Raw genomic sequence first — 24964 nt, forward strand, 5'->3', positions numbered from 1 at the left:
CCCTGTCGCCCGTCAGAGGTCCGCATTATCGTGTGCGGCATGGCCCCCGTCCTGACCTCGCCGCTCGTGTCGACGCAGTGGCTCGCCGACCACCTCGGTGGTGACGAGCTCGTCGTCCTCGACGCCTCGGTGCACACGGTGGGGACCGGTCTCGCGACGACGTGGCATTCCGCCGTCGACTCCTACGAGCAGCGCGGGCACGTCCCCGGCGCCCGCTTCGCCGACCTCGTCGACGCGTTCTCGACGCCGGGCGCCGAGGTCCCCTTCACCCGCCCGAGTGCCGAACGGTTCGAGGCTGCGGCCGGCGACCTGGGTGTCACGAACACCTCGACGGTCGTGGTCTACGACGACAGCGTCGGCGAGTGGTCGGCACGACTGTGGTGGATCTTCCGTTCGTTCGGCTTCGACTCGGTCGCGGTCCTCGACGGCGGCTTCACGAAGTGGCGCGACGAGGGCCGTCCGGTCCGCGTCGGAGCACTGCGCCAAGCGTCCGGTGCGGCGAAGTCGCCCGACGACGACCGCGCCTTCCTCGCCGGTGAAGAGCGCCCGCTCTGGGCGGACCACGCCCGTGTCCGCCGAGCCGTGACGGGTGAGCAGCCCGCGGCGCTGGTGTTCGCGGCGCCCGAAGTGGCCCTCGGCGACGACCACCCGCCGATCATCCCGGGCAGCACCCCCATCACGGCGGACACCCTGGTCGACCCGGAGACGAACGCCTACCTGCGGGGGCCGAAGCTCGCCGAGGCGTTCGCCGCCGTCGTCGGCGAGGACGAGATCGTGACGTACTGCGGGGTCGGCAGCGCCGCGTGCGTGGACGCCCTGGCACTGACCGTGCTCGGCCACGACAAGGTCACCGTCTACGACGGCTCGCTGCTGGACTGGTGGCGACACGAGCCCGAGGCGCTGGCGTCCTGACGACGCGGGCCGCCGGCGACCGTCCCGCTAGCGTTGGGGCATGAGCTCCAGACGCGCGGTCATCCTCGGCGGCACGGGCGGGATCGGTTCCGCCGTCGCCCGTGAGCTGCTCGACGCCTCCGGCCGACGCGGCGACGACTGGCAAGTCGAAGTCCTCGCCCGTCGTGGGGGCCCGGCGGCCGACGCCCTGAGCGCATCGGGCGCGAGCTTCACCGCCGGTGACCGCCGCGACACGAGCACCCTGCGTGACCTCCTCCGCCCCGGCGCGGACCTGCTCGTCGACACCGTGGGGCTGACCCGCGACGACGCGACGCAGCTCCTGCCGTTCCTAGACGACGTCGGCTCCACCGTCTTCGTCTCCTCGCGCGCGGTCTACGCCGACGAGCAGGGGCGGCACGCGAACTCGACCGACAAGCCGGTCTTCGGCGACGCGGTCACCGAGATCCAGCCGACCGTCACCGCGGGCGACGGCGACCCGACCAGCCGCGACGGCTACGGCGCCGCGAAGGTGGCGTCGGAGCAGGTCCTCCTCGACCACGGCGCCCCGGTCACGGTCCTGCGACCGTCGAAGGTGTACGGCGTCGGCATCGGCCGTCCGCGCGAGTGGTTCGTGGTGCGCCGGGTGCTCGACGGGCGCGAACGGATCCTGCTCGCCGACCACGGCCGCGGCGTCGACCACACGACGGCCGCGAGCGGGATCGGCTCGCTCGTCCGCCTGGTCGCCGATGCTCCTGACCGGCGCATCCTCAACGTCGCCGACGACGCCGCTCCGACGGCGCTCGAGATCGTGCGGACCATCGCCGGGCACCTCGACCACCGGTTCGACGAGGTCCTGCTCGACACGGACGCCCCCGCCTTCGTCGGGACCACCCCGTGGTCGTCGCCGTCACCGTTCGTCCTCGACACGACGGCGGCGCGGGCGCTCGGGTGGCAGCCGCCGACCTTCGCCACGGCGGTCCTGCCCGAACTCGACTGGTTGGTGGAGACCGCGCAGAGCACACCGGCCGACGGCGACGTGCCGTGGGCCGACGACCCGTTCTGGGAGCGCATGTTCGACTACGGCCCTGAGGACGCCGCCCTCGCGCTCCTGTCGCTCGGCCTCGGGTGACGGTGCCGAGCGTGCCCCGCTCCGAGGTCCTGTTCGTCGGCGGGCGGTCCGGCGTGGGCAAGTCCACGGCCGCCGAGGCGCTGCACGACCTGCTCGTCGCAGCGGACGTCCGTCACGCGGTGATCGAGGGCGACCTGCTGGACCTCGCGCACCCGGCACCGCACGTCGAGCACCCCGAGGCGCACCTGGCCGAACGGAACCTCGCCGCGATGTGGCAGGCCTACCGCGAGCTCGGCCACCACCGGCTGGTCTACACGAACACGGTGTCCGTGCTCGAGCACGAGCGTCTGGCCGCCGCCATGGGCGACGACCCCGTGGTCACGACGGTCCTGCTGCGCGCGGCAGACGGTCCCACCGCCGAGCGCCTCGCTCGGCGGGCAGGTGGCGAGGTCCCTGAGGCGCAGTTCGCGCACAGCACGCGGACGGCCGGGAGGCTCGACGCGGCTTCCGGGGACACGGTCGCCCGGCTGGACACGGACGATCTCGCCCCCGCCCAGGTCGCGCAGCGTCTCGCCGCGTTGACGGGGTGGCTCCCCCGCTGACCGCTCGGACGAGGGCTGTGGAGACCGACGATCCGTCCACAGATCGCGGCGATCGTTGGTCCGCCCAGTCGCCACGGGGCACGCTGGAGGCATGAACGACAACCGACTCGGCACCTCGGTCAGCCCGTACCTCCGGCTGCACGCCGACAACCCCGTGGACTGGCGCGAGTGGGGCCCCGAGGCCTTCGCCGAGGCACGTGAGCGCGGCGTGCCGGTCCTGGTGTCGGTCGGCTACGCCACGTGCCACTGGTGCCACGTCATGGCGCGTGAGAGCTTCGCCGACCCGGAGATCGGTTCACTGCTCCGCCAGGACTTCGTCGCGGTCAAGGTCGACCGCGAAGAGCGTCCCGACGTCGACGCCAGCCTGATGGCCTCGGCGAGCGCGTTCACGCAGCAGCTCGGCTGGCCCCTGACGACGTTCCTGACGCCCGAGGGCCACGTGTTCTTCGCCGGCACGTACTTCCCGCCGACCCCCGTGGGTCAGGTGCCCGCGTTCCGGCAGATCCTGGCGGCGGTGCTCGACGCCTGGACCGAGCGGCGGCACGAGGTCGACGCGAACGCCGCGGCCATCGCGACGGCGATCCGGCAGGGGGCCGAGGCGGACGCGACCGCCCGCGCCGGCGACGGTCCTGGCGGAGCCGACCCGCGCCTCCCGTCCGTCGACAGCATCCGGGCCGTCACCGGTCAGCTGTCGCGGGCACAGGACACCACCTACGGGGGTTTCGGCGGCGCGCCGAAGTTCCCGAGCACACCGTTGCTGGAGTTCCTCGCCGACGCAGCACGTGACGGCGATGCCGAGGCCGACGGTCTGCTCGACCGGTCGCTGCACGCGATCCGGGCCTCCGAGCTGACCGATGCCGACGGCGGCGTGTTCCGGTACGCCACCAAGCGCGACTGGAGCGTGCCGCACTACGAACGGATGCTCTACGACAACGCCGGCCTGCTCGCGGTCGCCGGGGCCGAACAGGCACGCGGCATCGCGGACTTCCTGCGGGACACCCTGCGGCAGGAGGACGGCGCGTTCGTCGCCGCGCAGGACAGCGAGTCCACGATCGACGGCCGGCGGGTGGAGGGCGAGTGGTACCGACGGCCGCTGTCGGAGCGCGCCCTCCTGGACCCGCCACCACTCGACGACCAGGTCCTGACCGGGTGGAACGGCCTGGCGATCCGCGGGCTCGCGATCGCCGGCGAACGCCACGACGACCCCGAGATGATCGACCTCGCCCGGTCGGCAGCCGACGCGCTGCTGCGGTCGCACGTGCACGACGGGCACGTCGTGATCCGCTCGAGCACGCCGCGCGGGCCGTCGGCGGCCCCGGCGACCATCGAGGACGTCGGACTGCTGGCCGAGGGGCTGCTCGAGCTCGCCCTGGTGACGGGCGAGGCCGTCTACGCCGTGACCGCCCGTTCCCTGGTCGACGACGGCCTGGCCGGCCGGTTCGACGTCGACCCGGTGCTCGCCGGGGCGGGCACGGTGACCGGGGAACAACCACAGACCGCGATGCGCTCCGGGACGGTGGCCCTGGCCGCAGCGGCAGCCGAGCTCGCGGCGTTGACCGGCGACTCCGCGTACCGAACAGCCGCCGAGCGGTTGGTGGCGGACCGGGCGACGACGGGGACCGAGCGGCCGCTCGGGCACGCGGACGCCCTCGGTCTCGCACTCGGGCTGCAACGGCCCTCGCGCGAGATCGTGGTCGTGACGTCGGACCCGCACGACCCGCTGCGGGACGCCGTCCGCGCCGCGCGCCGACCCGGCACGGTCATCACTCGCGTGACCCCGACGCAGGCCACGGAGTGGGCAGCCGCGGGGTTCGAGCTGTTCGAGGCGCGGGATGCGCTCGAACCGGCCGCGTACGTGTGTCACGACCGTGTGTGTGCCCTGCCCGCTCGGTCCGCGGCCGACCTCGCCGCCGGGCTCGCAGCACCGGCGGCGTGACGGTATCCTGGAATGCTCATGTCTCCCACGCCGCCAGTCATCACGTACCCGCCCGAACTGCCGGTCTCGCAGCGGCGGGACGACATCGCGGCCGCCATCCGTGACAACCAGGTCGTCATCGTGGCGGGTGCCACCGGCTCGGGCAAGACCACACAGCTGCCGAAGATCTGCCTCGAGCTGGGACGCGAGCACATCGGGCACACCCAGCCCCGCCGGATCGCCGCCCGCACGATCGCGGAACGCGTGTCCGAAGAACTCGGCAGCAACCTCGGCGACCTGGTCGGCTACCAGGTGCGCTTCACCGACAAGGTGTCGTCGAACACCCGCATCAAGCTGATGACCGACGGCATCCTGCTGAACGAGATCCACTTCGACCGCGACCTGAAGCGGTACGACACGATCATCATCGACGAGGCGCACGAGCGCTCGCTCACCATCGACTTCCTGCTCGGGTACCTCAAGCGGCTCCTGGTCCGGCGCCCCGACCTCAAGCTCATCATCACGAGCGCGACGATCGACCCCGAGTCCTTCTCGAAGCACTTCGGCGACGCCCCGATCATCGAGGTCTCCGGCCGGACCTACCCCGTCGAGATCCGGTACCGCCCGCTCGTGTCCGAGGACCCCGAAGACACCGACGAGGACGACGAGACCGACTCGCGCACGGCCGACCGTGGCGGGTCGAACGGCGCCGACGACCGCGACACCCTGCAGGGGATCACCGACGCGCTCGACGAACTCGCGCGAGAAGAACCCGGCGACGTGCTCGTGTTCCTGTCCGGCGAGAACGAGATCCGTGACGCGCAGGACGCCATCGAGGGCAAGCGGTACCAGGGCACCGAGGTCCTGCCCCTGTACGGTCGGCTCTCCGCCGCCGATCAACACCGTGTCTTCGACCGACGCACCACCCCGGGGGTGCGCCGGCGCGTGGTGCTCGCCACGAACGTCGCCGAGACCTCGCTGACCGTGCCGGGCATCAAGTACGTCATCGACACCGGGACCGCCCGCATCTCCCGGTACTCCCCGCGTGCCAAGGTGCAGCGGCTGCCGATCGAAGCGATCTCGCAGGCCAGCGCGAACCAGCGTTCGGGTCGAGCGGGCCGCACCAGCGCTGGCATCGCCATCCGGCTCTACTCGGAGGACGACTTCGAGCGTCGGGACGAGTTCACCGACCCGGAGATCCTGCGGACGAACCTCGCGGCGGTGATCCTGCAGATGATCTCGCTCGGTTTCGGCGACATCGAGTCGTTCCCCTTCCTGCAGCCGCCGGACTCCCGCGGCGTGAAGGACGGCCTCGACCTGCTGCGCGAGCTCCGCGCCGTCGACAAGGACGGCCGGATCACGAAGTCCGGCAGACAGCTCACCCGACTGCCGATCGACCCCCGGCTCGGCCGGATGGTGCTCGAGGCCGGTCGCCAGGGTGTCGGGCGCGAGGTCGTCGCCGTCGTCAGCGCCCTGAGCATCCAGGACCCCCGTGAACGCCCGCTCGAGAAGCGCGCCCACGCCGACCAGATGCACGCCCGCTTCGCCGACCCGACGAGCGACTTCCTCACCCTGCTCGCGCTGTGGAACTACATCGAGGACAAGCAGGAAGAGCTGTCGTCGAGCGCCTTCCGCCGGCTCTGCAAGGCCGAGTTCCTCAACTACCTGCGCATCCGCGAGTGGCAGGACCTGTACCGCCAGCTCTCCCGCGCCGCGAAGCAGGTCGACGTCCGGGTCGGCCAGTCCCGCTCCGACGACGGCGATGCCGTGCACCGGTCCCTGCTCGCCGGTCTGCTCAGCCAGATCGGTCTGCGCGACCGCGAGAAGCGTGACTACCTCGGCTCGCGGAACACCCGGTTCGTCGTGTTCCCGGGCAGTGTGCTCGCGAAGAAGCAGCCCGACGCGGTGATGGCGGCCGAACTCGTCGAGACCAGCCGGCTGTTCGCACGGACCGTCGGCCGGATCGACCCCGCGTGGGTCGAGCCCCTCGCCGGTGACCTGCTGAAGCGCACCTACGGCGAACCGCACTGGGAGAAGAAGCAGGGCGCCGTCGTCGCGTACGAGCGGGTGACCCTGTTCGGCGTCCCGATCGTGCAGCGCCGCCGGGTGCAGTACGCCCGGATCGACCCGGAGCACTCGCGTGAGCTCTTCATCCGCCACGCCCTGGTCGAGGGCGAGTGGGAGTCGCAGCAGGCGTTCGACCGCGCCAACCGGAAACTCCGCAAGGAGCTCGAGCAGCTCGAGGAGCGCACCCGCCGGCGCGACATCCTGCTCGACGACGAGAACGTCTACGAGTTCTACGACGCGCGCATCCCCGCGGACATCGCCACGACCCGTGACTTCGAGGGATGGTGGCGGACGACGCGCCGCGACCAACCGGACCTGCTCACGATGCGCCGGGCGGACCTGCTGGACGAATCCGCTGCCGAGGCGGCGGAGGACGACGCCGAGTACCCGACCCAGTGGCGCAGCGGCGACCAGCGCCTCGCGATCCAGTACCGCTTCGAGCCGGGCGCGCAGGACGACGGCGTGAGCGTGCAGGTGCCGCTCGCGCTGCTCCCCCGTATGCGCGAGGAGGGCTTCGACTGGCAGGTCCGCGGCCTGCGCAAGGAGCTCGTGACCGCCCTCATCAAGTCGCTGCCGAAGCAGATCCGCAAGAACGTCGTACCTGCCGCCGACTGGGCCGAGAAGATCGTCGCCGAACTGCCGGACGACGCCCCGACCGAGCCCACCGAGTCGTTCCGCGCGACCCTGGCCAAGGCGATCCAGCGCATGACGTACGTGCCGGTGTCGGAGTCCGACTTCGATCTGTCCCGGGTGCCATCGCACCTGCTGCCGACGTGGGCAGTCGTCGACGAACGCGGTCGGCGGGTCGAGGCCGGCAAGGACCTGTCGGTCCTGCAGACGAAGCTCAAGGACCGCACACAGCAGAGCGTCGCCTCCGCCACGGTGCGGGCTGCGGGACGACCAGGAGGCGCGGCTCGCGTCGCCGCCGCCGGTGGCGGTGCCGGGGTGGAACAGTCCGGCCTCACCACGTGGCCAGCCCAGGACCTGCCGCAGACCCTCGACACCAAGCAGGCCGGTGGTGTCATCCGCGCGTACCCGTCCCTGGTGGAAGAAGGTTCCGGCCCGAAGGCGACCGTCGCGGTGCAGTTGCTCGCGACGCCGTCCGACCGGCAGGTCCGCATGCCCGCCGGGGTCCGTCGCCTGGTGATGCTCGCGGTGCCGTCCCCGGTGTCGTACATCCAGTCACACCTGACGGCGCAGGAGAAGCTCGCACTCGCGGCGAGCCCGTACGCCTCCACGAACGCACTCTTCGACGACGTGCTCGCGGCCGTCGTCGACGCAGTGATCCGTCGCGCCCACCCGGACGGTCTCGTGTTCACCAAGGCCGAGTTCGAGGCGGTCCGTGACGCCGTGTCGGCGACCGTCGTCGACACGATGTTCACGGCGGTCTCCGAGCTCGCCGCGGTGCTCGCCGCCCAGCGCTCCGCCGAGCGAGCACTCAAGCAGGCGAACTCGATGTCCCTGCTCGGTGCGTTGACGGACATGCGCCAGCAGCTGGAGCGGCTCGTCTACCCGGGGTTCGTCTCCGTGGCCGGGCTCGACCGGCTCCGACGCATCCGGGTGTACCTGCAGGGCATCGAGGCACGCGTGCAGAAACTGCTGCAGAACCCGGGGCGCGACGCCACGTGGATGCGCGAGGTCACCGTCGCCACCGATCGGTACGTCGACGCGGGCGGTGCGTTCCCGCCGCCGGTCGGCGCACACCCCGAGCTCGTGCACGCGCGGTGGATGCTCGAGGAGTTCCGCCTCAGCCTGTTCGCGCAGGAACTCGGCACCGCCGAGACGGTGTCGTTGCAGCGGATCACGAAGGCCCTGACCGCAGCGCGCTGATCGGTCTACCCTGACGGCCATGATCGGCACACTCGACATGGTCGTCCTGGACTGCGCAGACCCTCGCGGCCTGGCCCGCTTCTACGCGGAGCTGCTCGGTGGCGAGATCGTCGGCTTCGACGAGGACTGGGCCGAGGTCGCGCTCCCCTTCACCGACCAGCGGCCGCTCCTGGCGTTCCAGCAGGTCGAGGACTACCGCGCCCCGGAGTGGCCCGGGCAGCTCGTCCCGCAGCAGAGCCACCTCGACGTGAAGGTCGAGGACCTCGACGACGGCGAGGCCGCGGTCCTGGCCATCGGTGCGACCGCGACGGGATCGGCGACCGAGACGTTCCGCGTGTACCTCGACCCGGCGGGCCACCCGTTCTGCCTCATCCGCCCGAACGACTGAACCCGTTCGAGCGTCGGCATGCCGACCGTCGCAGGGCCCGCACCACGTCCATGCTGGCCCCATGACGGAACTCCGACCGATCGACCTGGACACCTGGCCCCGCCGCGAGCACTTCGAGCACTACCGCCAGCGTGTGCAGTGCTCCTACGAGGTGACCGTCGACGTCGACGTCACGGCGTTCGTCGCGGCGGTCCGCACGAGCGCGGCGAAGACCTACGCGTCGCAGATCTGGGCGATCGCGACCGTGGTCAACCGTCATGCCGAGTTCCGGATGCAGCTGCTCGACGACGGCTCCCCCGGCGTCTGGGACGTCGTGCACCCGATGTTCACGGTGTTCCACCCGGACACGGAGACCTTCTCGGCGTTGGTCGTGCCCTACGACGATGACTTCGGGCGGTTCCACGCCGCCGCAGTCGACACGATGGATCGGTACCGGGACGACGTCCGGATGTTCCCGCAGGACGACCGGCCCCGGAACGTGTTCGACGTCTCCACCTTCCCCCGCACGTCGTTCACGGGGTTCGCGCTGCACGTCCGCGACGGGTACGACCACCTGTTGCCGATCGTCACGCTCGGGCGCTACCGGACCGAGGGCGACCGCACGCTGATGCCGATGGCGCTGCAGATCAACCACGCGGCGGCCGATGGTTTCCACACCTCGCGGTTGGTCCAGGAGCTCGAGGACCTGTTCGCCCACCCGTCGTGGTTGGCGTGACCGCGGAGCGGACGGGAGGCCCGTGGCGGACCCCGCCACGGGCCTCCCGTCCGATCGCCCCGAGTCCAGGGCCACGCAAGACGCCGTCATGTCGCCGAGACGACGGCGTCACGCGCCCGCGCGCGCCTCCAACGCCTGCTCGAACTCGCGCCGCATCGCGTCGCCGCCCCGGCGGCGCCAGTCGCGCACGACGGCCTTCCACCCCGACACCGGCGCTCGGCCGAGCAGCACGTCGTTGATCGCACTCGTGGCGTAGGTCCCGATGGCCGGTCCCTTGGTGGAGTTCGTCGGCGAGTAGAGCCCGTAGGTGGGGTTCGTGATCCCGTCGTCCAACCACGAGGACAGCGACTCGTAGACGACGTCCGTCATCTCCGGGGCTCCCGAGTAGAAGAGCGGCAGCGGGCACTCCGTGAAGTACTGCAGCGGGAACTCGCCGAGCGCGGTCTCGCTGTTGCCCGTCTTGGTGAGGACGGGGGCGCCGTCGCGGAAGTCGAAGTCCCGGCCCTCGATGCCGAACTTCCGGTACATCCAGGCCTCGGTCCCGAACGGCGACGCACACCAGTTCAACACGCCGAGCAGCATGCGGATGCGCTCCTCGGGCCCGGCCGCGAGTGCGGTGATCGCGTTGTTCGGGTCCCCGAGCCACGGTTTCGGCTTCGCGCCGCCCGGTCCGACGAACGGCGCCATGGTCATGCGGAACCCGCTGGCGGGCTCGGCCTGCTGCAGCAGGCCGGGGATCGCGCTGTAGCTGTCCTGGAGCATCAGCGCCGAGCCCTGCACGAACCACACCTTGCCGTTGTAGGCGGTGACGCTGTCCGGGTGGACGAGGCCGTCGGCGAGGAGCTTCCGCGAGGCCTCGAGCATGTCCTGGTACGCGTCGACCTCGTACATGTGGGTCAGGCGGCCGCCCTGCTCGTCCCACTGGTTGGGCACACCGAACATCGACGCGAGGATGTTGGTCGGCACGGAGCCCAGCGCCCAGCGGTTGCGCTGCGGGTCGGAGACCTCGCGGCAGAGCGCCTCGAACTCGTCGAGGTCACGGAAGGACGGGTCGACGCCGAGCTGCTCGAACAGGTCCTGCCGTCGGTGCAGCACACCGGTGGTCAGGGGCCCGCGGGGCACGGGGACACCGTAGATGCCACCCGAGAACACGGTGCCGCGCCAGGACGCGGTGGGCAGGTTGGCCAGGTACGGGTAGTCCCGGACGCCGCTGCCGGAGAGGATCTCGGTGAGGTTCGCCGCCTTCGCCTCGAGGAACTGCGGCAGGTACGAGAACGTCCCGAACACCGTGAACACGTCGCCGAGGGTGTCGCCCGCGACCTGCGTGGCGAACTTGTTGCCCCAGTCGGCGTTCGGGGTGATCGTCAGGTCGAGGTCGACGCCCATCCGCTCGTCGAGGCCCTGCCAGTACGGGTTGCTGCCCTTCGACGGTGGGACGGGCGAGTTCGTCGGGACGCTGCCGTGCAGCGTCGACCCGTCGCCGGGCACCCGGTCCGTCGGCACCAGGTCCGACGGGATGCGTCGGAACGCGGACGGCATGAGCGCGCTGGTCTTCGGGAGCACCGGGTCCGGTCCGCCGGCCCACGGCACGTAGTCCGGCAGCGTCACGGCCCGGTTGATCGCCTTGACGTCGGTGGAGCGGGTGACGGTGTCACAACCGGCCAGGAGGCCCGTGGCCGCGATCCCGAGACCGCCAGCGATGAGGCCGCGGCGGGTGATGCCCCGTGGTGCGTTGGTCGTCATGGTGTCAGCCCTTCACGGCGCCGGTCAGGACACCCTTGGCGAAGTGCCGCTGCAGGAACGGGTAGAGGATGAGGATGGGGACGATCGAGACGACGAGGATCGCCATCTGGATCGACGCCTGCGGGGGCAGCGCGTCGGAACTCGTGCCGAGGTCGGCGCCGCCGAGCTGCGCGTTGTTGATGACGTAGGTGCGCAGCACGAGTTGCAGGGGCCACTTCGCGGTGTCGTTGATGTAGAGCAGGGCGTTGAAGAAGGCGTTCCAGTACCCGACCGCGTAGAACAGGCCGATGACCGCCAGGACGGCCTTCGACAGCGGGAGCACGATCCGCAGGAAGACGCCGAAGTCGCCGGCGCCGTCAATGCGGGCGCTCTCGATGAGCTCTCGCGGGATCGCCATGAAGAACGAGCGCATCACGATCACGTTGAACGCGCTGAGCGCCGTGGGCAGGATGAGCGCCCAGTACGAGTCGAGCAGCCCGAACTGCTTGACGACGAGGTAGTTCGGGATGAGCCCCGGCGCGAACAGCAGGCTGACGAGCACGAGGCTCAGGACCACCCCGTGTCCGTACGACCCCGGCCGGCTCAGCGCGTACGCGAGCATCGCGGTGACGAACAGGCTGATCAGGGTGCCGACCGTGGTGATGCCGACGCTCACGAGCAGTGCCCGGGTGACGACGCCGCCGGCGAAGATGCTCTCGTAGGCGCTGAAGTCGAGCCCGGTCGGCCACATCACGAAGCCCCCGGCACCGTTGACCTGGCTGGACGGCGCGACGCTCGTCGAGACGATGCCGAGGAACGGCAGCAGGACGACGAGGCAGATCACGAGCAGGACGAACCCGGTCAGCAGCCGTCCGGGCAGCGGCGGGGCGTCCAGCGGGCGGTGCTTCCGGGCGGCCCCCGCGGGCACGGTCACGCTCCGGGTGGCGCTCATCGCGACTCCTTCTGGTAGACGCCCGCTTCGCCGAAGACGTGCGCGAGCTTGTTGGCGCCGAGGACGAGCAGGACTCCGACGACGCCCTTGACGAGTCCGACGGCCGCGGCGACGCCCCACTGTCCGCCGAGCACGCCGTTGTTGTAGACGTAGGTGTCGAGGACCTCACTGGCCGCTCGACCGACCGCGGCCTGCTGCAGGAGGATCTGCTCGAACCCGACGGTGAGCGAGTCGCCGAGCCGGAGGATGAGCAGCAGGATGATGATGCCGCGCATGCCGGGCAGGGTGACGTGCCAGAGCTGCCGCCAGCGCGAGGCGCCGTCCATCTTCGCCGCCTCGTACAGGCTCGAGTCGATCTGGGAGAGCACGGCGAGGAACAGGATCGTCGCCCAGCCGGTGTCCTTCCAGATCACCTGGCTGGTGAGCAGCGCGATGAAGCCGTTCGGGTTGCCGAGGAAGTCGATCGCGTCGCCACCCGCCGCCCGGATCGCGTTGTTCACGAGCCCGGAGCCGCCGAGGATCTGCTGGAACACCGCGACGACGATCACCCACGACAGGAAGTGCGGCAGGTACAGGATCGACTGCACGACTTGCTTGATCCGCTCGGACAGCAGCGAGTTGAGCATGAGCGCCAGGATGATCGGCGCCGGGAACACGAACACGACCTGCACGAGCGTGATCACGAGGGTGTTCCGGAGCGCCCCGAGGAACTCCGGATCGCCGTCGAAGATCACCGCGAAGTTCTCGACCCCGACCCACGGGCTGCGCCCGAGCGGGACGAAGGGCAGGTACTCCTGGAAGGCGATGAGGTTGCCGAGCAGGGGTAGGTAGTGGAACCCGAGCAACAGGGCGACGCCCGGCAGGCCCATCAGCAACAGCACTCGATCGCGCCGGATCCGCTGCCAGGTCGTGCGCCGCCGGAGCCCGGGGTGCGGCGGCGGTGCGGTGTGCGCGGTGGTCGTCGCGCGGTCGTCGAGCTTCGTCACTCGGTGGCCTCCTCCGTTGGATTCCTGCAGCGACCCTGGCGTGCGGGGCAACACGGTGGCAATCCGTTGCCAAACTTTTCCATCGTTGTAACGCTCCAGTGAGCGCACACCCGCAGCTCAACGACACGACGCCACCGGCGACCGCCCGCGCTACGCTCATCCCGATGCGCGCAACCGTGCGGGACGTGGCCACCCTCGCCGGGGTGTCGCCGAAGACCGTCTCCAACGTCATCAACGGCGGCGTGGTGGTGCGCCCCGAGACCCGCGAGCGGGTCGAGCGTGCCGTCGCCGAGCTCGACTACGTGCCGAACCTGTCCGCCCGCGGGCTGCGGAACGGCCGGTCCGGGGCGATCGCCCTCACGCTGCCGGAGATGGGCAGCGCCTACTCCGCCGAGCTCGCGCAGTGGTTCGTCGAACTCGCGCGCGAGCGGGGGTGGGTCGTCCAGCTCGACCAGACCGGCAGCGACCCGGCCCGCGAGCGCGAGCTGGTCTCACGGGCACGCGCCCACCTCGTCGACGGGCTCGTGCTCAACCCGGTGTCACTCAGCGCGAGCGTCCTGGCGTCGACCGAGGGGCTGCCGCCGACCGTCGTGATCGGCGAGGTCGAACCCGAGCACGTCGACCAGGTGCACGTCGACAGCCGGGCCGCCGCCGAGCAGGTCACCGCCCACCTGGTGTCCCGCGGCCACCGCAGGATCGCGATCGTCGGTGCCGCCCGCGCGTCCGAGGCCACCGCCACGAGCGAGCTGCGGGAGCGCGGGTACCTCGCCGCGCTCGCGAGCGCCGGGATCGAACCGGACCCCGCGCTGCGGGTACCGCTGCCGTCCTGGACGACGAGTTCGGCGGCGACGGCCTTCGCGACCTGGCTCGACGAGCACCCGCTGCCCGACGCCGTGTTCGCGTTCACGGACTCGATCGCCTTCGGCGTGCTGCACGTCCTGGCGGCCCGGGGTGTCCGCGTTCCCGAGGACGTCAGCGTCATGGGGTTCGACGACATCGACGGAGCGGCGTACGCGATCCCCGCGCTCAGCACGGTGTCGTTCGACCGGCGGGCGTTCGCGACGGCGGCGCTCGACCTGCTCACCCGGCGGATCGAGGACCGGGACCTGCCGCCGGAGACGGTCGTGGTGCCGCACCGCATCGTCGAGCGTGCGAGCGTCGCCGACCGCTGAACAGCTCCGACCGCTGCTCGGCGTACGCTGCGCGGCATGACCAGCGAAGACGCCTCGATGCCGACGCTCGCCGCCACCGTCCTGCAGTCCCCGCAGCCGATCGCGCTCGCCCGGTTCTACGGCGCCCTGACCGGGTGGACCGTGTACGAGGACGGCCCGACCTGGGCCCGGATCCGTCCCGCCGACGGCCCCGGCCTGTCCGTGCAGTTCGAGCCCGAGTACGTCGCCCCGACCTGGCCCGGCACCGCGGACGCCCCCGGCATGCAGCTGCACCTCGACTTCCAGGTGGAGGACCTGCCGGCTGCCGTCGTCCGTGCCGAGGAACTCGGTGCCACGCAGGCCGCGTTCCAACCGCAGGACGACGTCCGGGTGCTGCTCGACCCCGACGGGCACCCGTTCTGCCTGTTCCTGCCCGGGGCCTGACACCGGCTGGCCACGTCTCGAGGTTCCACAACACGCCGGATGATCGCCGCCGAGGTTCCGAACTGCGGCGATCCGAGCGCCGACATGCCGAGATTTCGGAACCTCAGGACAGGCCGGGGTCGGCCGCCGCCAGCACCGCGGCGCACGTGCGGGCATCGCCGAGGATCCGGAAGTGCCCGCCGACCGGCAGCCGCACGTTCGTCGCCCCCGACAGCTCGCTGCCCTCGGGGATGAGCGTGTCGAACACCCCGTAGACCGACGTGATGCGAGCGTTCGCGTCGAGTTCCCGCGCCAGTCCCGCCAGCACGGGGTCGGCGGCCCGGAACACCCGGAGGTGCCGCACCGGAGCGAGCCGCGCGTAGCCGGACCCGGCGAACGGCGTCGACACCGCGACCATGCGGTCGATGCGGCCGTGGTCGTCGAGCTGGGTCATCGCGTACTTCCCGATGAGCCCGCCCTTGCTGTGCGCGAGCACGAGGACGTTCCGCAGGTCGTGCTCCTCGAGGTACGCGAACACGTCGCGCGCCGACACCGGCACCGGCCGCAGGTTGTGGCGCAGCACCGGCAGCACGTGCACGGGATGGCCGCGGTCGTGCAGGGCGTCCATGAGCGGCCGCATGAAGTGCCAGGTCTCGTAGACGCCGGGGATCACGACGACGGGTTGCCCGTCGCCGGTCCGGTAGTCGTCGGCGGTGGTGGGTCCGAGGCTCCGCACCTGCCACGTGATCGCGTACCACCAGTCGAGTGCGGCCCACGTCGCGCGTCGCACCAGCGGGATGCCGGGAGGCACGGGTCGGCTCGTGCCCGTCGCTTCCGTCGAGGACGTGGTCGGCTCGGTCATCGGAGGCCCTCCAGCGTCTGGGCACGGCGGAACTCGTCGACGAGCCGGGCGAACGCGACGGGGTGCCGCTCCTGCAGGTGGTGCGGCCCCGGGAGTTCGACGAACGACCCTCGCTGCGCGCGCGACGCCACGCCGACGGCCCAGTCGCGGCGGACGATCGGGTCGTCGCTGCCCCGGACGACGAGGACGGGTCCGTGCACGTCGGCGATCGTCTCCTCCAGCCGGTACCGGAGCATCGGGCGCAGCTCGCGGACGTACTGCCGGACGCTCCGCAGGTAGTCGGTGACGAGTACCCCGTTCATCCGGAGTCCTTCGCCGGTCCCGTCACGGAACAGGTCGGACGCCACCAACGGCAGGGACCGCCGCTCCACCGGGACCACCGGACTGACCAGGACCACGGAGCCGACGGCCCCCGGGTGCCGCCGGGCTGCTTCGGTCACGACCTGCGCGCCCATCGACTGTCCGACGAGCACGAGGTCCTCCGCTCCCCGCGCACGGACGGCCCGGACGACCAGGTCGCCGAGCTCGGCCATCGACAGCGTCCGGCCGGCAGCGGGGAGCCCGCCGAAGCCGGGCAGGTCGACGCTGACGGTGCGGTGGGTCGCCGCGATGGCCTGCTGCGACCGGCCGAACGACCGGTGCGACATCCCGATGCCGTGGACCAGCACGACGGTGGGGTCGAGGTCGCTCCGCACCCGGCCTGCAGGCGCAGCGGTGTGGAGGCGCACCGGCAGGCCGTCGATCCGGATCGTCTCCACCTTGGCGCGCACGACCCGAGGGTACGCGGCGGTTCGCAGCACCGCGTCAGGCGCGTCATCGACCACACATAGACACGGGGTGTGCACTGCCTTCCATGAGCGACACCACTCCCCCGAACGGCCACGCGCCGGGCGACCCCACCCGCACCCCTCCGGTAGCGGCTCCGGCCGGCTGGGGTTCGGCCCCGACGCCGACCTCGACGGCCACCCTCGACGCCCCCGCCCCGAACGGCGCCACCCCCTGGTACGGCACCGCGGCACCGACGAACCGCACGAGTGCCCCGAAGCCGCCGTGGTTCTGGCCGGTCCTCGCGGCGATCATCGGGCTGGCCGCACTGCTCGTCGGCGGTGGCATCGGCTTCGCCATCGGGCACGCGATCGGCGGGGACCAATCCCGGTCGACCACGCAGCTGCCCGGCACGAACGGTGGGACGAACCAGTTCCCGGGCGGCACCGGCAGCTGATCCGCAGTACGCTCCGGCCATGCGCAAGGTGACAGCAGGGCTGTTCACGTCGGTCGACGGCGTCGTGCAGGACCCGTACGAGTTCCAGTACGACAGCTTCGACGACGAGCTCGGGGCCGGGATGGGCGCGTTCATGGCCCGCACCGACACCGTCCTGCTCGGTAGGAACAGCTACCTCGAGTGGTCCGAGTGGTGGCCCGCGCACCCGGACGACGGCTTCGGTCAGTGGATCAACCCGATCGAGAAGTACGTGGCCTCCACGACGCTGGGCGACGACCTGACCTGGCAGAACACCACCAGGATCCCGGGCGACCTCGACACGTTCGTCCGCGAGCTCAGGGAACGTGACGGTGCCGACATCGCCGTGTGCGGGAGTGTGAGCGTCGTCCGGCACCTGCTGTTCGCCGGACTCCTGGACGAGCTCCAGCTGATGGTGCACCCGGCGATCGCCGGATCCGGCCGGAAGCTCTTCGAGCCGACCGACCCGGCCACGCGCCTGCGGCTGGTCGACAGCACCAAGACGAGCAAGGGGAACGTCCTGAGCACCTACGCACGGCTCGACGCCTGACGGAGCCGACCCGTGCCTCCCGTCCGGCAGTGAACCGGAGCGCTCCGGAGCGCGCGTACCCTCGTGGGTGACCAACTCACCGAGGAAAGCCGGATCAGCATGCCCCAGGACACCCGCCCGCACGTCGTCATCGTCGGCGGTGGATTCGCCGGTGTCGCTGCCATGCGCGAGCTGGCGGACGCCCCGGTCCGGGTGACGCTCGTCGACCGGCACGTCTACAACATGTTCCAGCCCCTCATGTACCAGGTGGCGACGGGCGGGCTGAACGCGGGCGACGTGACGTACTTCCTGCGCAGCCTGCGGGCGAAGCAGGACAACGCCGAGTTCCGGCACGGCCTGCTCACCGGCATCCGGACCGACGAACGCATCGCCGAGATGTCCGACGGCGAGCACCTGCACTACGACTACCTCGTGCTGGCGAACGGCGTGAACACGAGCTACTTCGGCACCCCGGGCGCGTACGAGTACGCGTACTCGATGTACTCCCGCTCGCAGGCCCTGCGGATCCGCGACGAGCTGTTCACCCGGCTGGAAGAGGCCGCTGCGAACCAGGGCCCCGACGAGATCAAGATCGTCATCGTCGGCGGCGGTGCGACCGGCGTCGAGATGGCCGGAGCGCTCGCGGAGCTCCGCGACCAGGCACTCGAGGGCGCGTACCCCGAGCTCGACAAGGGCGCCATCACGATCACCCTCGTGCACCGCAGCGGCGAGCTGCTCAAGCCGTTCGCGCCGCGCCTGCGCCGGTACGCGGCCAAGGTCCTGCGGAAGCGCGGTGTCGTGCTCCGGCTGAACACCGGCGTCTCCGAGGTCAAGACCGACGGCGTGATGACGGCCGACGGCGAGTTCATCCCCGCCTCGCAGGTCATCTGGGCAACCGGCGTCGCCGCCCACAAGGAGGTCTCCGGCTGGGGCCTGCCGCAGACGAGCGGCGGACGCATCCAGGTGGGCGACGACCTGCGCGTCAACGGTGTCGAGCGGATCTTCTCGGCCGGCGACATCGCGGCGCAGTCCGAGGCCCTCGCGCAGCTGGCCCAGCCGGCGCTGCAGGGTGGACGGCACGTCGCGAAGCAGATCAAGCGCCTGCTCGAGGGCAAGCCCACCGAGCACTTCAAGTACTTCGACAAGGGCACGATGGCGACGATCGGCACGAACGCCGCAGTGGCCCAGCTGCGCGGCGGGATCACCATGGTCGGGCCGATCGCCTGGGCCGCGTGGGTCGTGGTGCACATCGCGTCGCTGCTCGGCAACGGCAACCGGCTCTCGACCCTGTCGCACTTCTTCGTCCGTTACCTGTGGTTCATGCGGAAGCGTGCCATCCCGATCGTCGGTGACGTCCGCCCCGTGCGCCCGAACGGCGACCGCGAGCCCGACCCGTGGCAGATGCAGAAGGCGGAGTAGCAGGGCGTTCGCGGCGTTCGCGGCGTTCGCGGCGTCCGCGGTCGCTTCGTGAGCAGAAAGGGTCGGGTCCGGAGACGGAACCCGACCATTCCTGCTCACGATCCGCGGGTGCCGGTACTGCCCCAGCCGCCTACACGACCCGCACGCCGGAGTAGGCGCCGGCGGCGATGTCCTCGAGCAGCCCGGGGCCGGTCGGCTGCCATCCGAGGAGCTCCCGGGTGGCCTCGGACGTTGCGGACATCTCCATGCCGAAGAACCGGCCGATGAACCCGAAGTGCGCGTCCGCGTCGGCCGGGTCGATCGAGGTCACCGGCAGACCGAGGACCTCGCCGATGGCCTCGGCGATCGCGCGGGTCGGGATCGCGGTCTCGGCGACGGCGTGCAGCCGCGTGCCGGCCGGTGCCTGCTCGAGGCCGAGCCGGACGAGCCGTGCGGCGTCGGTGACGTGCACGGCGGACCAGCGGTTGGTGCCGTCGCCCACGTAGCCCGAGACTCCGGTCGTGCGAGCGGCCCCGACGATCGCTGCGATGAACCCGTGGTCACCGGTGCCGTGGGTGGTGGGGCTGAACCGGGCCGCGATCGTGCGCACTCCCTGGTCGACGAAGTCGAAGCCGCGGTTCTCGCTGCCGCCGCGCATGCTGTCCGGCCCGACGAACGGGTTGGCGTCCGCTTCGGTCGAGGGGCGGCCCTGGGCGAGCCCGGCGACGCCGGACGCGAGCACGAACGGGCGGTCGGTGCCGACGAGCGCTGCACCGATGGTCTCGACGGCGGCCCGCTCGCTGGCGTTGGTGGCGGCGGCGTTCGCCCAGTCGTGCTTGTTGGCGAGGTGCAGGACGCCCTCGGCCTCGGCGGCTCCGCGGCGGATGGCGTCCAGGTCGTCGAGGTCACCCCGGACGACGGTGCCGCCCTTCGCCTCGAGCGCTGCGGCTGAGGCGTCGGACCGGGCGAGACCGGTGACGGTGTGTCCGGCGGCGAGCAGGTCGTCGACGGTGTGGGAGCCGATCCAGCCGGAGGCCCCGGTGACGAACACGTGCATGAGTGGTCCTTTCGCAGGTGTCCACGGCGGTGATGTCATGAACTGACATCACCGTAGCACTCGATGTCAGCCGCTGTCATCAACGCATCCTGATCAGTAGACTCTGTGCATGGCTCGCTGGCAACCCGGAACGCGTGAACGACTGCAGGCGGTCGCGCTGCAGCTCTTCGCGTCCGAGGGCTACGACGGCACCACGGTCGCGCGGATCGCCGCCGAGGCCCAGGTCACCGAGCGCACCTTCTTCCGGCACTTCGCCGACAAGCGCGAGGTCCTGTTCGCCGGCCAGGACGACTTCCTCGCGATGTTCGTGGATCCGATCGCGGCCGCACCGGCCGACACAGCGCCCTTCGACCTGGTCGGCCGCGCCCTCGACGCCGCCGCGGGGTTCTTCCCCGAGGACCGCCGGTCGTGGTCACGGGCCCGGCAGACGATCATCGACGCGAACGCAGCGCTCGGCGAACGGGAGCTCGGCAAGCTCGCCACCCTGAAGGCACGCCTGGGCGAGGTCATGCGCGAGCGCGGCGTCCCCGAACCGGCGGCGACCATGGCCGCCGAGACCGCCGTGACGGTGTTCCACCTGTCCTTCGCACAGTGGATCGCCCCGGGTGAGGAGCGCCCCTTCCCGGCGATCGTGCACGAGCGGCTCGACGCCCTGACGGCACTGGTGCACCCCGCTCGCTGAGTGCACGGCGGTCGACCCGACCGTAGGCTCGGCCCGTGACCACGGAGCGCACCGACGTCCTCGTGGTCGGCGGCGGTCCCGTCGGCCTGTTCCTCGCCGCGCTGCTGGCCACCCGCGGTGCCACCGTGCAGGTGTGGGAGCGCCGCCCCGGTCCGCCCGAGGGGTCCCGCGCCATCGGCATCCACGCGCCGTCCCTCGACGCCTTCGCCGAGATCGGGCTCGACGCCCCGGTGCTCGCCGAGGCGACCCTCGTGCGTACCGGCGTCGCCCGGAGCCGTGGGCGGACGCTCGGCACGCTGACGTTCGACCGCGCCTCGGACACCCACCCGTACGTCGCGACGCTCGACCAGCACCGCACCGAGTCCCTGCTGCGGGACCGGCTCGCCGACCTGGACCCGACCGCGCTGCACACCGGGACGACGGTGACGGGCCTGACCCGCCACCGCGACCACGTCGACGCGGTCGGCAGCGGCCCGGACGGCACAGCGGTCGCCGTGCGCGCTGCGTTCGTGGTCGGTGCCGACGGCGCGAGGAGCGTCGTCCGTGACCTGCTCGGCATCGGCACCACCGGACGCGACTACCCGGACCGCTACGTGATGGGCGACTTCGCCGACCCCGAGGACGCCGACGCGCGGACCGCCGCCCTGGTGGACGTCGGACCCTGCGGCGTCGTCGAGTCCTTCCCCCTGCCGCACGGTCGACGCCGGTACGTCGCACTCGTACCGGACTCGCTCGCGTTCGCCCCGAGCGGCGTCGCGCCCGACCCGGCGACGGCCGCACGACTGGCCGCGATCGTCACGGCACGCACCGGCGTCACCCCGGATCCGTCCACGTGCACGATGCTCAGCGGGTTCCGGGTCCGGCGTCGCGCCGCCGACCGCGTCGGGGTCGGCCGGGTGGTGCTCGTCGGCGACGCCGCCCACGAGATCAGCCCGATCGGCGGGCAGGGCATGAACCTCGGTTGGCTCGACGCGGCCGAGCTCGCGCCGTTGCTCGCCGGCGCCGTCCGGACGGGTGTGGCCGGACCGTGGCCCGGCTACGCCGCCCGCCGCCAGGCAGCCGCCCGCCGCGCGGCCCGGCAGGCCGAGGCGAACATGGGGCTCGGTCGTCCGCTCGGCGCCGTCGCCACCATCGGACGGGAGGCGCTGCTCCGGACCGTCCTGTCGCTGCCGACCGCGCACGGCCTGGCCCGGCTCTACGCCATGCGCTGGGCCTGACGGCTCGCGTCGGCTCCGGGCGGCGCGGTCCGAGCCGCGCGGAAGCGCGTCAGGCGACGAGTCGCGCCCCGGCGAAGCCGAGCTCGACGACGAGCACCAGGGACGACGCGATCACGAGCCGGAACAGGGTCCGCGACGCCCGTCCCGCCAGCACCAGTCGGACCCCCACCACGGCGAGCGCCAGCACGACGACCGCCCCGACCACGGCGAGCACGACACCGACGCCACGGACCGGGTCGTCACCGAGCACCTGGCCGCCGAGCACCAGGGCTGCTGCGACCACGAGCGAGCCGAACGCCGTGATCCCGGCACCCCGGAGCCCGAGGCGGTGCGGGAACCCACGGACCCCGGTGGCGGCGTCGTCGACCAGGTCCGGCAGGACGTTGGTGCAGTGGATCGCGACACCGAACACCGCGCCGGTGGCGATCGCCCACCAGGCCGGCCACAGCCCCTCGGGACCGGCGGACACCGCGACCACGGGCAGCAGTCCGAAGGCGACGACGAACGGCACGACGGACCACACGGTGCGCTTCAGCCCGGCGTCGTAGGCCCACCCGGCGGCGACGAGCACGAGGTGTGCCACGGCGGCGACGGGGCCGAGGAACAGCGAGAGGACCACCGCGGCTCCGGCCGTCGCGAACGCTGCCGTGCGGACCGTCCCGACGGCGATGAGTCCGCGGGCGACGGGCTTGTCGCTCCGGCCCACGGCGCGGTCACGGTCGGCATCGATCCAGTCGTTCGCCAGGCCGATCGACAGTTGCCCGGCGACCACCGTCAGCGCGACCAGCGCCACGAGCCAGAACGGGTGCCCGACGGCGGCGGCGATCACGGCGGCGAGCACCGTGACCGTGACCGTCGGTCCGGGGTGGGACGAGGCGAACAGCAGTCGCACCACGTGGGGGTCCTGGCCGGCGGTCACCCGGCCAGCGTACGGGCGGGGCGTGCGCGACGGCGCAGACTCCGGCGGCCGAACACCCCCGAGGCCAGCGCGATGCCGAGCAGCACGACCAGCCCGCCGACGGGCTCGTTCCACCGGACCCGCTCGCCGAGGACGAGCACGCCGAGCGCGACCCCGACCACCGGCGTCAGGTAGGTGACCGTCGACGCCCGACCGGCGCCCCACGCCTGCACCAGCCGCGTGTTCCATGCGTAGGCCAGCCCCGTGCCGACGCAACCGAGCGCGACCATCGCTGCCACGATCCTCCCGTCCAGCTGGACCGGGCCGGTGGCGATGACGGGCGCGACCAGCAGGAGCATGCCCGATGCCAGCGTGAGCTGCACCGTCGCGATCGTGACAGGGTCGTGGGCGCTGCCCACCGCCACGCGCCGGAGGTAGGCGAGTCCGATGCCGTAGGACGCGGTCATGCCGAGCAGCGCCACCTGTCCCGGGACGCTCGCCAGGACCGCGGGGTCGCCGAGCAGGTCCCACGGGCCGACGAGCACGAGCACACCGACGATGCCGACCACGATGCCCGCCACCTGCCGACCCCGCAGCCGTTCGGACGGGACGAGCACCGCGAGTGCGGCCAGCGTCATGATCGGGGTCGTCGCGTTGTAGATGCTCGCGAGCCCGGACGGCACGGTCTGCTCGGCCCACGCCATCAGCGACGACGGCAGGGCGTTCAGGAAGAACGCGACGACCGCCAGGTGTGCCCACACACGCAGCTCCCGCGGCCAGCGCCGACGGGTCGCGAGCAGCAGGACGACGAGCGTCACGCCCCCAAGCACGGTCCGCACGGTGGCGACCTGCTGCGGTGCGAGCCCGTCGAGGCCGATCTTCGCGAACAGGAAGCTCGAGCCCCAGGTGAGGGCGACGAGACCGTAGAGGAGGGCGTTCATGTGGCCTAGTGTCGAACCACTCCCGCACATGCGGCAAACGCATGTGGTTCATACCCTCATGAGGAGCACGCATGCCCGTCTCGGTCCCCCAGCTCCGTGCGTTCGTCGCGACGCTCGACGCCGGGTCGTTCACGTCCGCAGCATCCGTGCTCGGCGTGGGGCAGTCCGCCGTCTCGCACGCCGTCGCCGGGCTCGAACGCGAGGTCGGCGGGCCGGTCGTCCGTCGTGGTGCGGTCGCGGTCCCGACCCCCCTCGGTGACCGCCTGCTGGCCCACGCCCGCAACGTGCTCGCCTCGGTCGACGCCCTGGAGGCGGTGGTCCGGCCCGCCACGGCGCGCGGCACCGTGCGCCTCGCGGCCGTCCCCACCGTCTGCCAGGGCCTGCTGCCGCGGCTCCGCGAACTGTGGGCGGTGACGGTGCCCGACGTCGACGTGCAGGTCTACGAGGGCGACGACGACGAGATGCCCGAGTGGCTGGAGAGCGGGACCGTGGACGCCGCCGTGCTCGTCGACCCCTCCCCGCTGCCGGCCGGCGGCGTGGTCGTCGCCCGGGACGAGATGGCCGCGGTCGTCCGGCGCGACCACCCGCTCGCCGAGCTGCCCGCCCTCACGCTCGACGACCTGCACGAGGACGGCCTGGTCGCGGGCGGCGGCGGGTGCGAGTACCAGATCCAGAAGCTGCACGAGCTCGACGGACGCCCCTTCCGCTACGCCCACCGGGTGCGGGAGATGAGCACCATGTTCGGGATGATCGAACGGGGCGAGGGGGTGTCGATCGTCCCGACGCTCGGCCGGGTGATGCTGCCGCCGGACCTCGTGATGATCCCGATGGCCAGGCGGCTCGAGCGGACCCTGGTGCTGAGCGGGCCGTCGTCGCGGGACTGGCACCCGTTGGCGAGGGCGTTGGTCGACGCGGTCTGACGGGTTGCACTTGCAAGTGCAACCCCGGTACCGTTGAGCCAGTTGCCCACCAACGGACGCGAGACGGAGATCCGATGCGCCAGACGACGACACCACGGCCCCTCCGCGTCGACGAGGTCGCTCGCGCCGAGGCCGTCGACATCGTCGAGCGCGCTGGCGATCGACAGGTCGCGACCGTCGAGCTCCACCTCGACGACGGCACGGAACTCGTACTCCCGGAGCGACTCGGGGGATTCGTCGCGAACCTCGTCCGCAGCATGGCCGACGGGGCAGGCGTCTCGACGAGCATCCTCCCCGACGAGATGACGACGACCGTCGCCGCCGACGTCATCGGGATCTCACGGCCCACCTTGATGAAGGCCATCGGCCGAGGTGAGATCGCTGCACACACCGTCGGGACCCACCACCGGCTCCGGCGCGCGGACGTCCTCGCAGCCCGAGACACACGACAGGTCGCCCGCGCAGCGGCAGCTCGCGAACTGCTCGAGTCCGGTGAGGCCTTCGACTGA

At 71.8% G+C, this 24964-nt stretch carries 24 protein-coding genes; 16 read left to right on the forward strand and 8 right to left on the reverse strand.

Going from position 1 to position 24964, the window contains the following annotated elements; genetic code table 11:
- Positions 1 to 39 precede the first annotated feature (39 nt).
- From EDF63_RS17345 to EDF63_RS17375, 7 genes are all read left to right on the forward strand, one after another.
- Entirely contained in the window at positions 40 to 912 is an 873-nt protein-coding gene (locus tag EDF63_RS17345) for a sulfurtransferase (protein ID WP_123314244.1), read from the forward strand.
- A 40-nt stretch (positions 913 to 952) separates the two neighbouring features.
- Complete coding sequence (locus EDF63_RS17350; RefSeq protein ID WP_123314245.1) at positions 953 to 2020, forward strand: NAD(P)-dependent oxidoreductase; 1068 nt, start codon at positions 953 to 955, stop codon at positions 2018 to 2020.
- Between the two features lie 11 nt (positions 2021 to 2031).
- On the forward strand, positions 2032 to 2562 hold the full coding sequence (locus tag EDF63_RS17355) for an ATPase (protein WP_123314374.1): 531 nt from the start codon (positions 2032 to 2034) through the stop codon (positions 2560 to 2562).
- Between the two features lie 91 nt (positions 2563 to 2653).
- On the forward strand, positions 2654 to 4498 hold the full coding sequence (locus EDF63_RS17360; protein ID WP_123314246.1) for a thioredoxin domain-containing protein: 1845 nt from the start codon (positions 2654 to 2656) through the stop codon (positions 4496 to 4498).
- Between the two features lie 18 nt (positions 4499 to 4516).
- Positions 4517 to 8374 carry an ATP-dependent RNA helicase HrpA gene (hrpA, locus tag EDF63_RS17365; RefSeq protein WP_123314375.1) on the forward strand — a complete coding sequence of 1286 codons (3858 nt, stop codon included), beginning with the start codon at positions 4517 to 4519 and terminating at the stop codon, positions 8372 to 8374.
- 19 nt (positions 8375 to 8393) lie between these two features.
- Positions 8394 to 8762, forward strand: a complete 369-nt coding sequence (locus tag EDF63_RS17370) for a VOC family protein (protein WP_123314247.1) — start codon at positions 8394 to 8396, stop codon at positions 8760 to 8762.
- A gap of 61 nt (positions 8763 to 8823) precedes the next feature.
- Positions 8824 to 9477, forward strand: a complete 654-nt coding sequence (locus EDF63_RS17375; protein ID WP_123314248.1) for a CatA-like O-acetyltransferase — start codon at positions 8824 to 8826, stop codon at positions 9475 to 9477.
- Between the two features lie 108 nt (positions 9478 to 9585).
- Here the strand turns inward: EDF63_RS17375 and EDF63_RS17380 are convergent, their stop codons facing one another.
- From EDF63_RS17380 to EDF63_RS17390, 3 genes are read right to left on the reverse strand one after another with little or no spacing between them, the layout of a single operon-like run.
- Positions 9586 to 11220: an extracellular solute-binding protein gene (locus EDF63_RS17380; protein ID WP_123314249.1), complete on the reverse strand. Its 1635-nt coding sequence runs from the start codon at positions 11218 to 11220 to the stop codon at positions 9586 to 9588.
- A 4-nt stretch (positions 11221 to 11224) separates the two neighbouring features.
- A complete protein-coding gene (locus EDF63_RS17385) occupies positions 11225 to 12151 on the reverse strand; it encodes a carbohydrate ABC transporter permease (protein WP_123314250.1) in 927 nt (308 codons plus the stop codon).
- On the reverse strand, positions 12148 to 13137 hold the full coding sequence (locus tag EDF63_RS17390; RefSeq protein ID WP_260233158.1) for a sugar ABC transporter permease: 990 nt from the start codon (positions 13135 to 13137) through the stop codon (positions 12148 to 12150). The genes EDF63_RS17385 and EDF63_RS17390 overlap by 4 nt, the downstream gene beginning before the upstream one ends.
- Positions 13138 to 13301: 164 nt before the next feature.
- Between EDF63_RS17390 and EDF63_RS17395 the strand changes: the two genes are divergently transcribed.
- The gene (locus EDF63_RS17395; RefSeq protein ID WP_123314377.1) at positions 13302 to 14309 is read left to right on the forward strand and encodes a LacI family DNA-binding transcriptional regulator; all 1008 of its coding nucleotides are present in this window, start codon (positions 13302 to 13304) and stop codon (positions 14307 to 14309) included.
- A gap of 36 nt (positions 14310 to 14345) precedes the next feature.
- The gene (locus EDF63_RS17400; RefSeq protein ID WP_260233159.1) at positions 14346 to 14732 is read left to right on the forward strand and encodes a VOC family protein; all 387 of its coding nucleotides are present in this window, start codon (positions 14346 to 14348) and stop codon (positions 14730 to 14732) included.
- 103 nt (positions 14733 to 14835) lie between these two features.
- Here the strand turns inward: EDF63_RS17400 and EDF63_RS17405 are convergent, their stop codons facing one another.
- Both EDF63_RS17405 and EDF63_RS17410 read right to left on the reverse strand, forming a co-directional pair.
- Entirely contained in the window at positions 14836 to 15573 is a 738-nt protein-coding gene (locus EDF63_RS17405) for a triacylglycerol lipase (protein WP_311316895.1), read from the reverse strand.
- Entirely contained in the window at positions 15570 to 16343 is a 774-nt protein-coding gene (locus tag EDF63_RS17410) for an alpha/beta fold hydrolase (RefSeq protein WP_148061828.1), read from the reverse strand. The genes EDF63_RS17405 and EDF63_RS17410 overlap by 4 nt, the downstream gene beginning before the upstream one ends.
- Positions 16344 to 16426: 83 nt before the next feature.
- Between EDF63_RS17410 and EDF63_RS17415 the strand changes: the two genes are divergently transcribed.
- From EDF63_RS17415 to EDF63_RS17425, 3 genes are all read left to right on the forward strand, one after another.
- Entirely contained in the window at positions 16427 to 16795 is a 369-nt protein-coding gene (locus EDF63_RS17415; protein WP_123314252.1) for a hypothetical protein, read from the forward strand.
- Positions 16796 to 16814: 19 nt separating this feature from the next.
- Positions 16815 to 17363, forward strand: coding sequence for a dihydrofolate reductase family protein (locus tag EDF63_RS17420; protein WP_123314253.1), 549 nt, complete (start codon positions 16815 to 16817; stop codon positions 17361 to 17363).
- Positions 17364 to 17462: 99 nt separating this feature from the next.
- The gene (locus tag EDF63_RS17425; RefSeq protein WP_123314380.1) at positions 17463 to 18761 is read left to right on the forward strand and encodes an NAD(P)/FAD-dependent oxidoreductase; all 1299 of its coding nucleotides are present in this window, start codon (positions 17463 to 17465) and stop codon (positions 18759 to 18761) included.
- Between the two features lie 130 nt (positions 18762 to 18891).
- On the opposite strand, the gene EDF63_RS17430 is transcribed toward EDF63_RS17425, so the two are convergent.
- A complete protein-coding gene (locus tag EDF63_RS17430) occupies positions 18892 to 19797 on the reverse strand; it encodes an SDR family oxidoreductase (RefSeq protein ID WP_123314254.1) in 906 nt (301 codons plus the stop codon).
- Positions 19798 to 19906: 109 nt separating this feature from the next.
- Between EDF63_RS17430 and EDF63_RS17435 the strand changes: the two genes are divergently transcribed.
- Positions 19907 to 20479 (forward strand): TetR/AcrR family transcriptional regulator, encoded by a 573-nt coding sequence (locus tag EDF63_RS17435; protein WP_123314255.1) that lies wholly within the window; start codon positions 19907 to 19909, stop codon positions 20477 to 20479.
- Between the two features lie 35 nt (positions 20480 to 20514).
- Positions 20515 to 21696 (forward strand): NAD(P)/FAD-dependent oxidoreductase, encoded by a 1182-nt coding sequence (locus EDF63_RS17440; RefSeq protein ID WP_123314256.1) that lies wholly within the window; start codon positions 20515 to 20517, stop codon positions 21694 to 21696.
- 49 nt (positions 21697 to 21745) lie between these two features.
- On the opposite strand, the gene EDF63_RS17445 is transcribed toward EDF63_RS17440, so the two are convergent.
- Both EDF63_RS17445 and EDF63_RS17450 read right to left on the reverse strand, forming a co-directional pair.
- Positions 21746 to 22615, reverse strand: coding sequence for a UbiA family prenyltransferase (locus tag EDF63_RS17445; protein ID WP_185021501.1), 870 nt, complete (start codon positions 22613 to 22615; stop codon positions 21746 to 21748).
- A complete protein-coding gene (locus EDF63_RS17450; RefSeq protein WP_123314257.1) occupies positions 22612 to 23535 on the reverse strand; it encodes a DMT family transporter in 924 nt (307 codons plus the stop codon). Before EDF63_RS17450 ends, EDF63_RS17445 begins: the two co-directional genes overlap by 4 nt.
- 71 nt (positions 23536 to 23606) lie before the next feature.
- Here EDF63_RS17450 and EDF63_RS17455 point away from each other — a divergent pair, with 71 nt between their 5' ends.
- Together EDF63_RS17455 and EDF63_RS17460 are read left to right on the forward strand one after the other, a co-directional pair.
- A complete protein-coding gene (locus tag EDF63_RS17455; protein WP_123314258.1) occupies positions 23607 to 24455 on the forward strand; it encodes a LysR family transcriptional regulator in 849 nt (282 codons plus the stop codon).
- Positions 24456 to 24529: 74 nt separating this feature from the next.
- The gene (locus EDF63_RS17460; protein ID WP_123314259.1) at positions 24530 to 24964 is read left to right on the forward strand and encodes an excisionase family DNA-binding protein; all 435 of its coding nucleotides are present in this window, start codon (positions 24530 to 24532) and stop codon (positions 24962 to 24964) included.

The organism is Curtobacterium sp. JUb34, from assembly GCF_003755065.1.
Taxonomy (GTDB): Bacteria; Actinomycetota; Actinomycetes; order Actinomycetales; family Microbacteriaceae; genus Curtobacterium.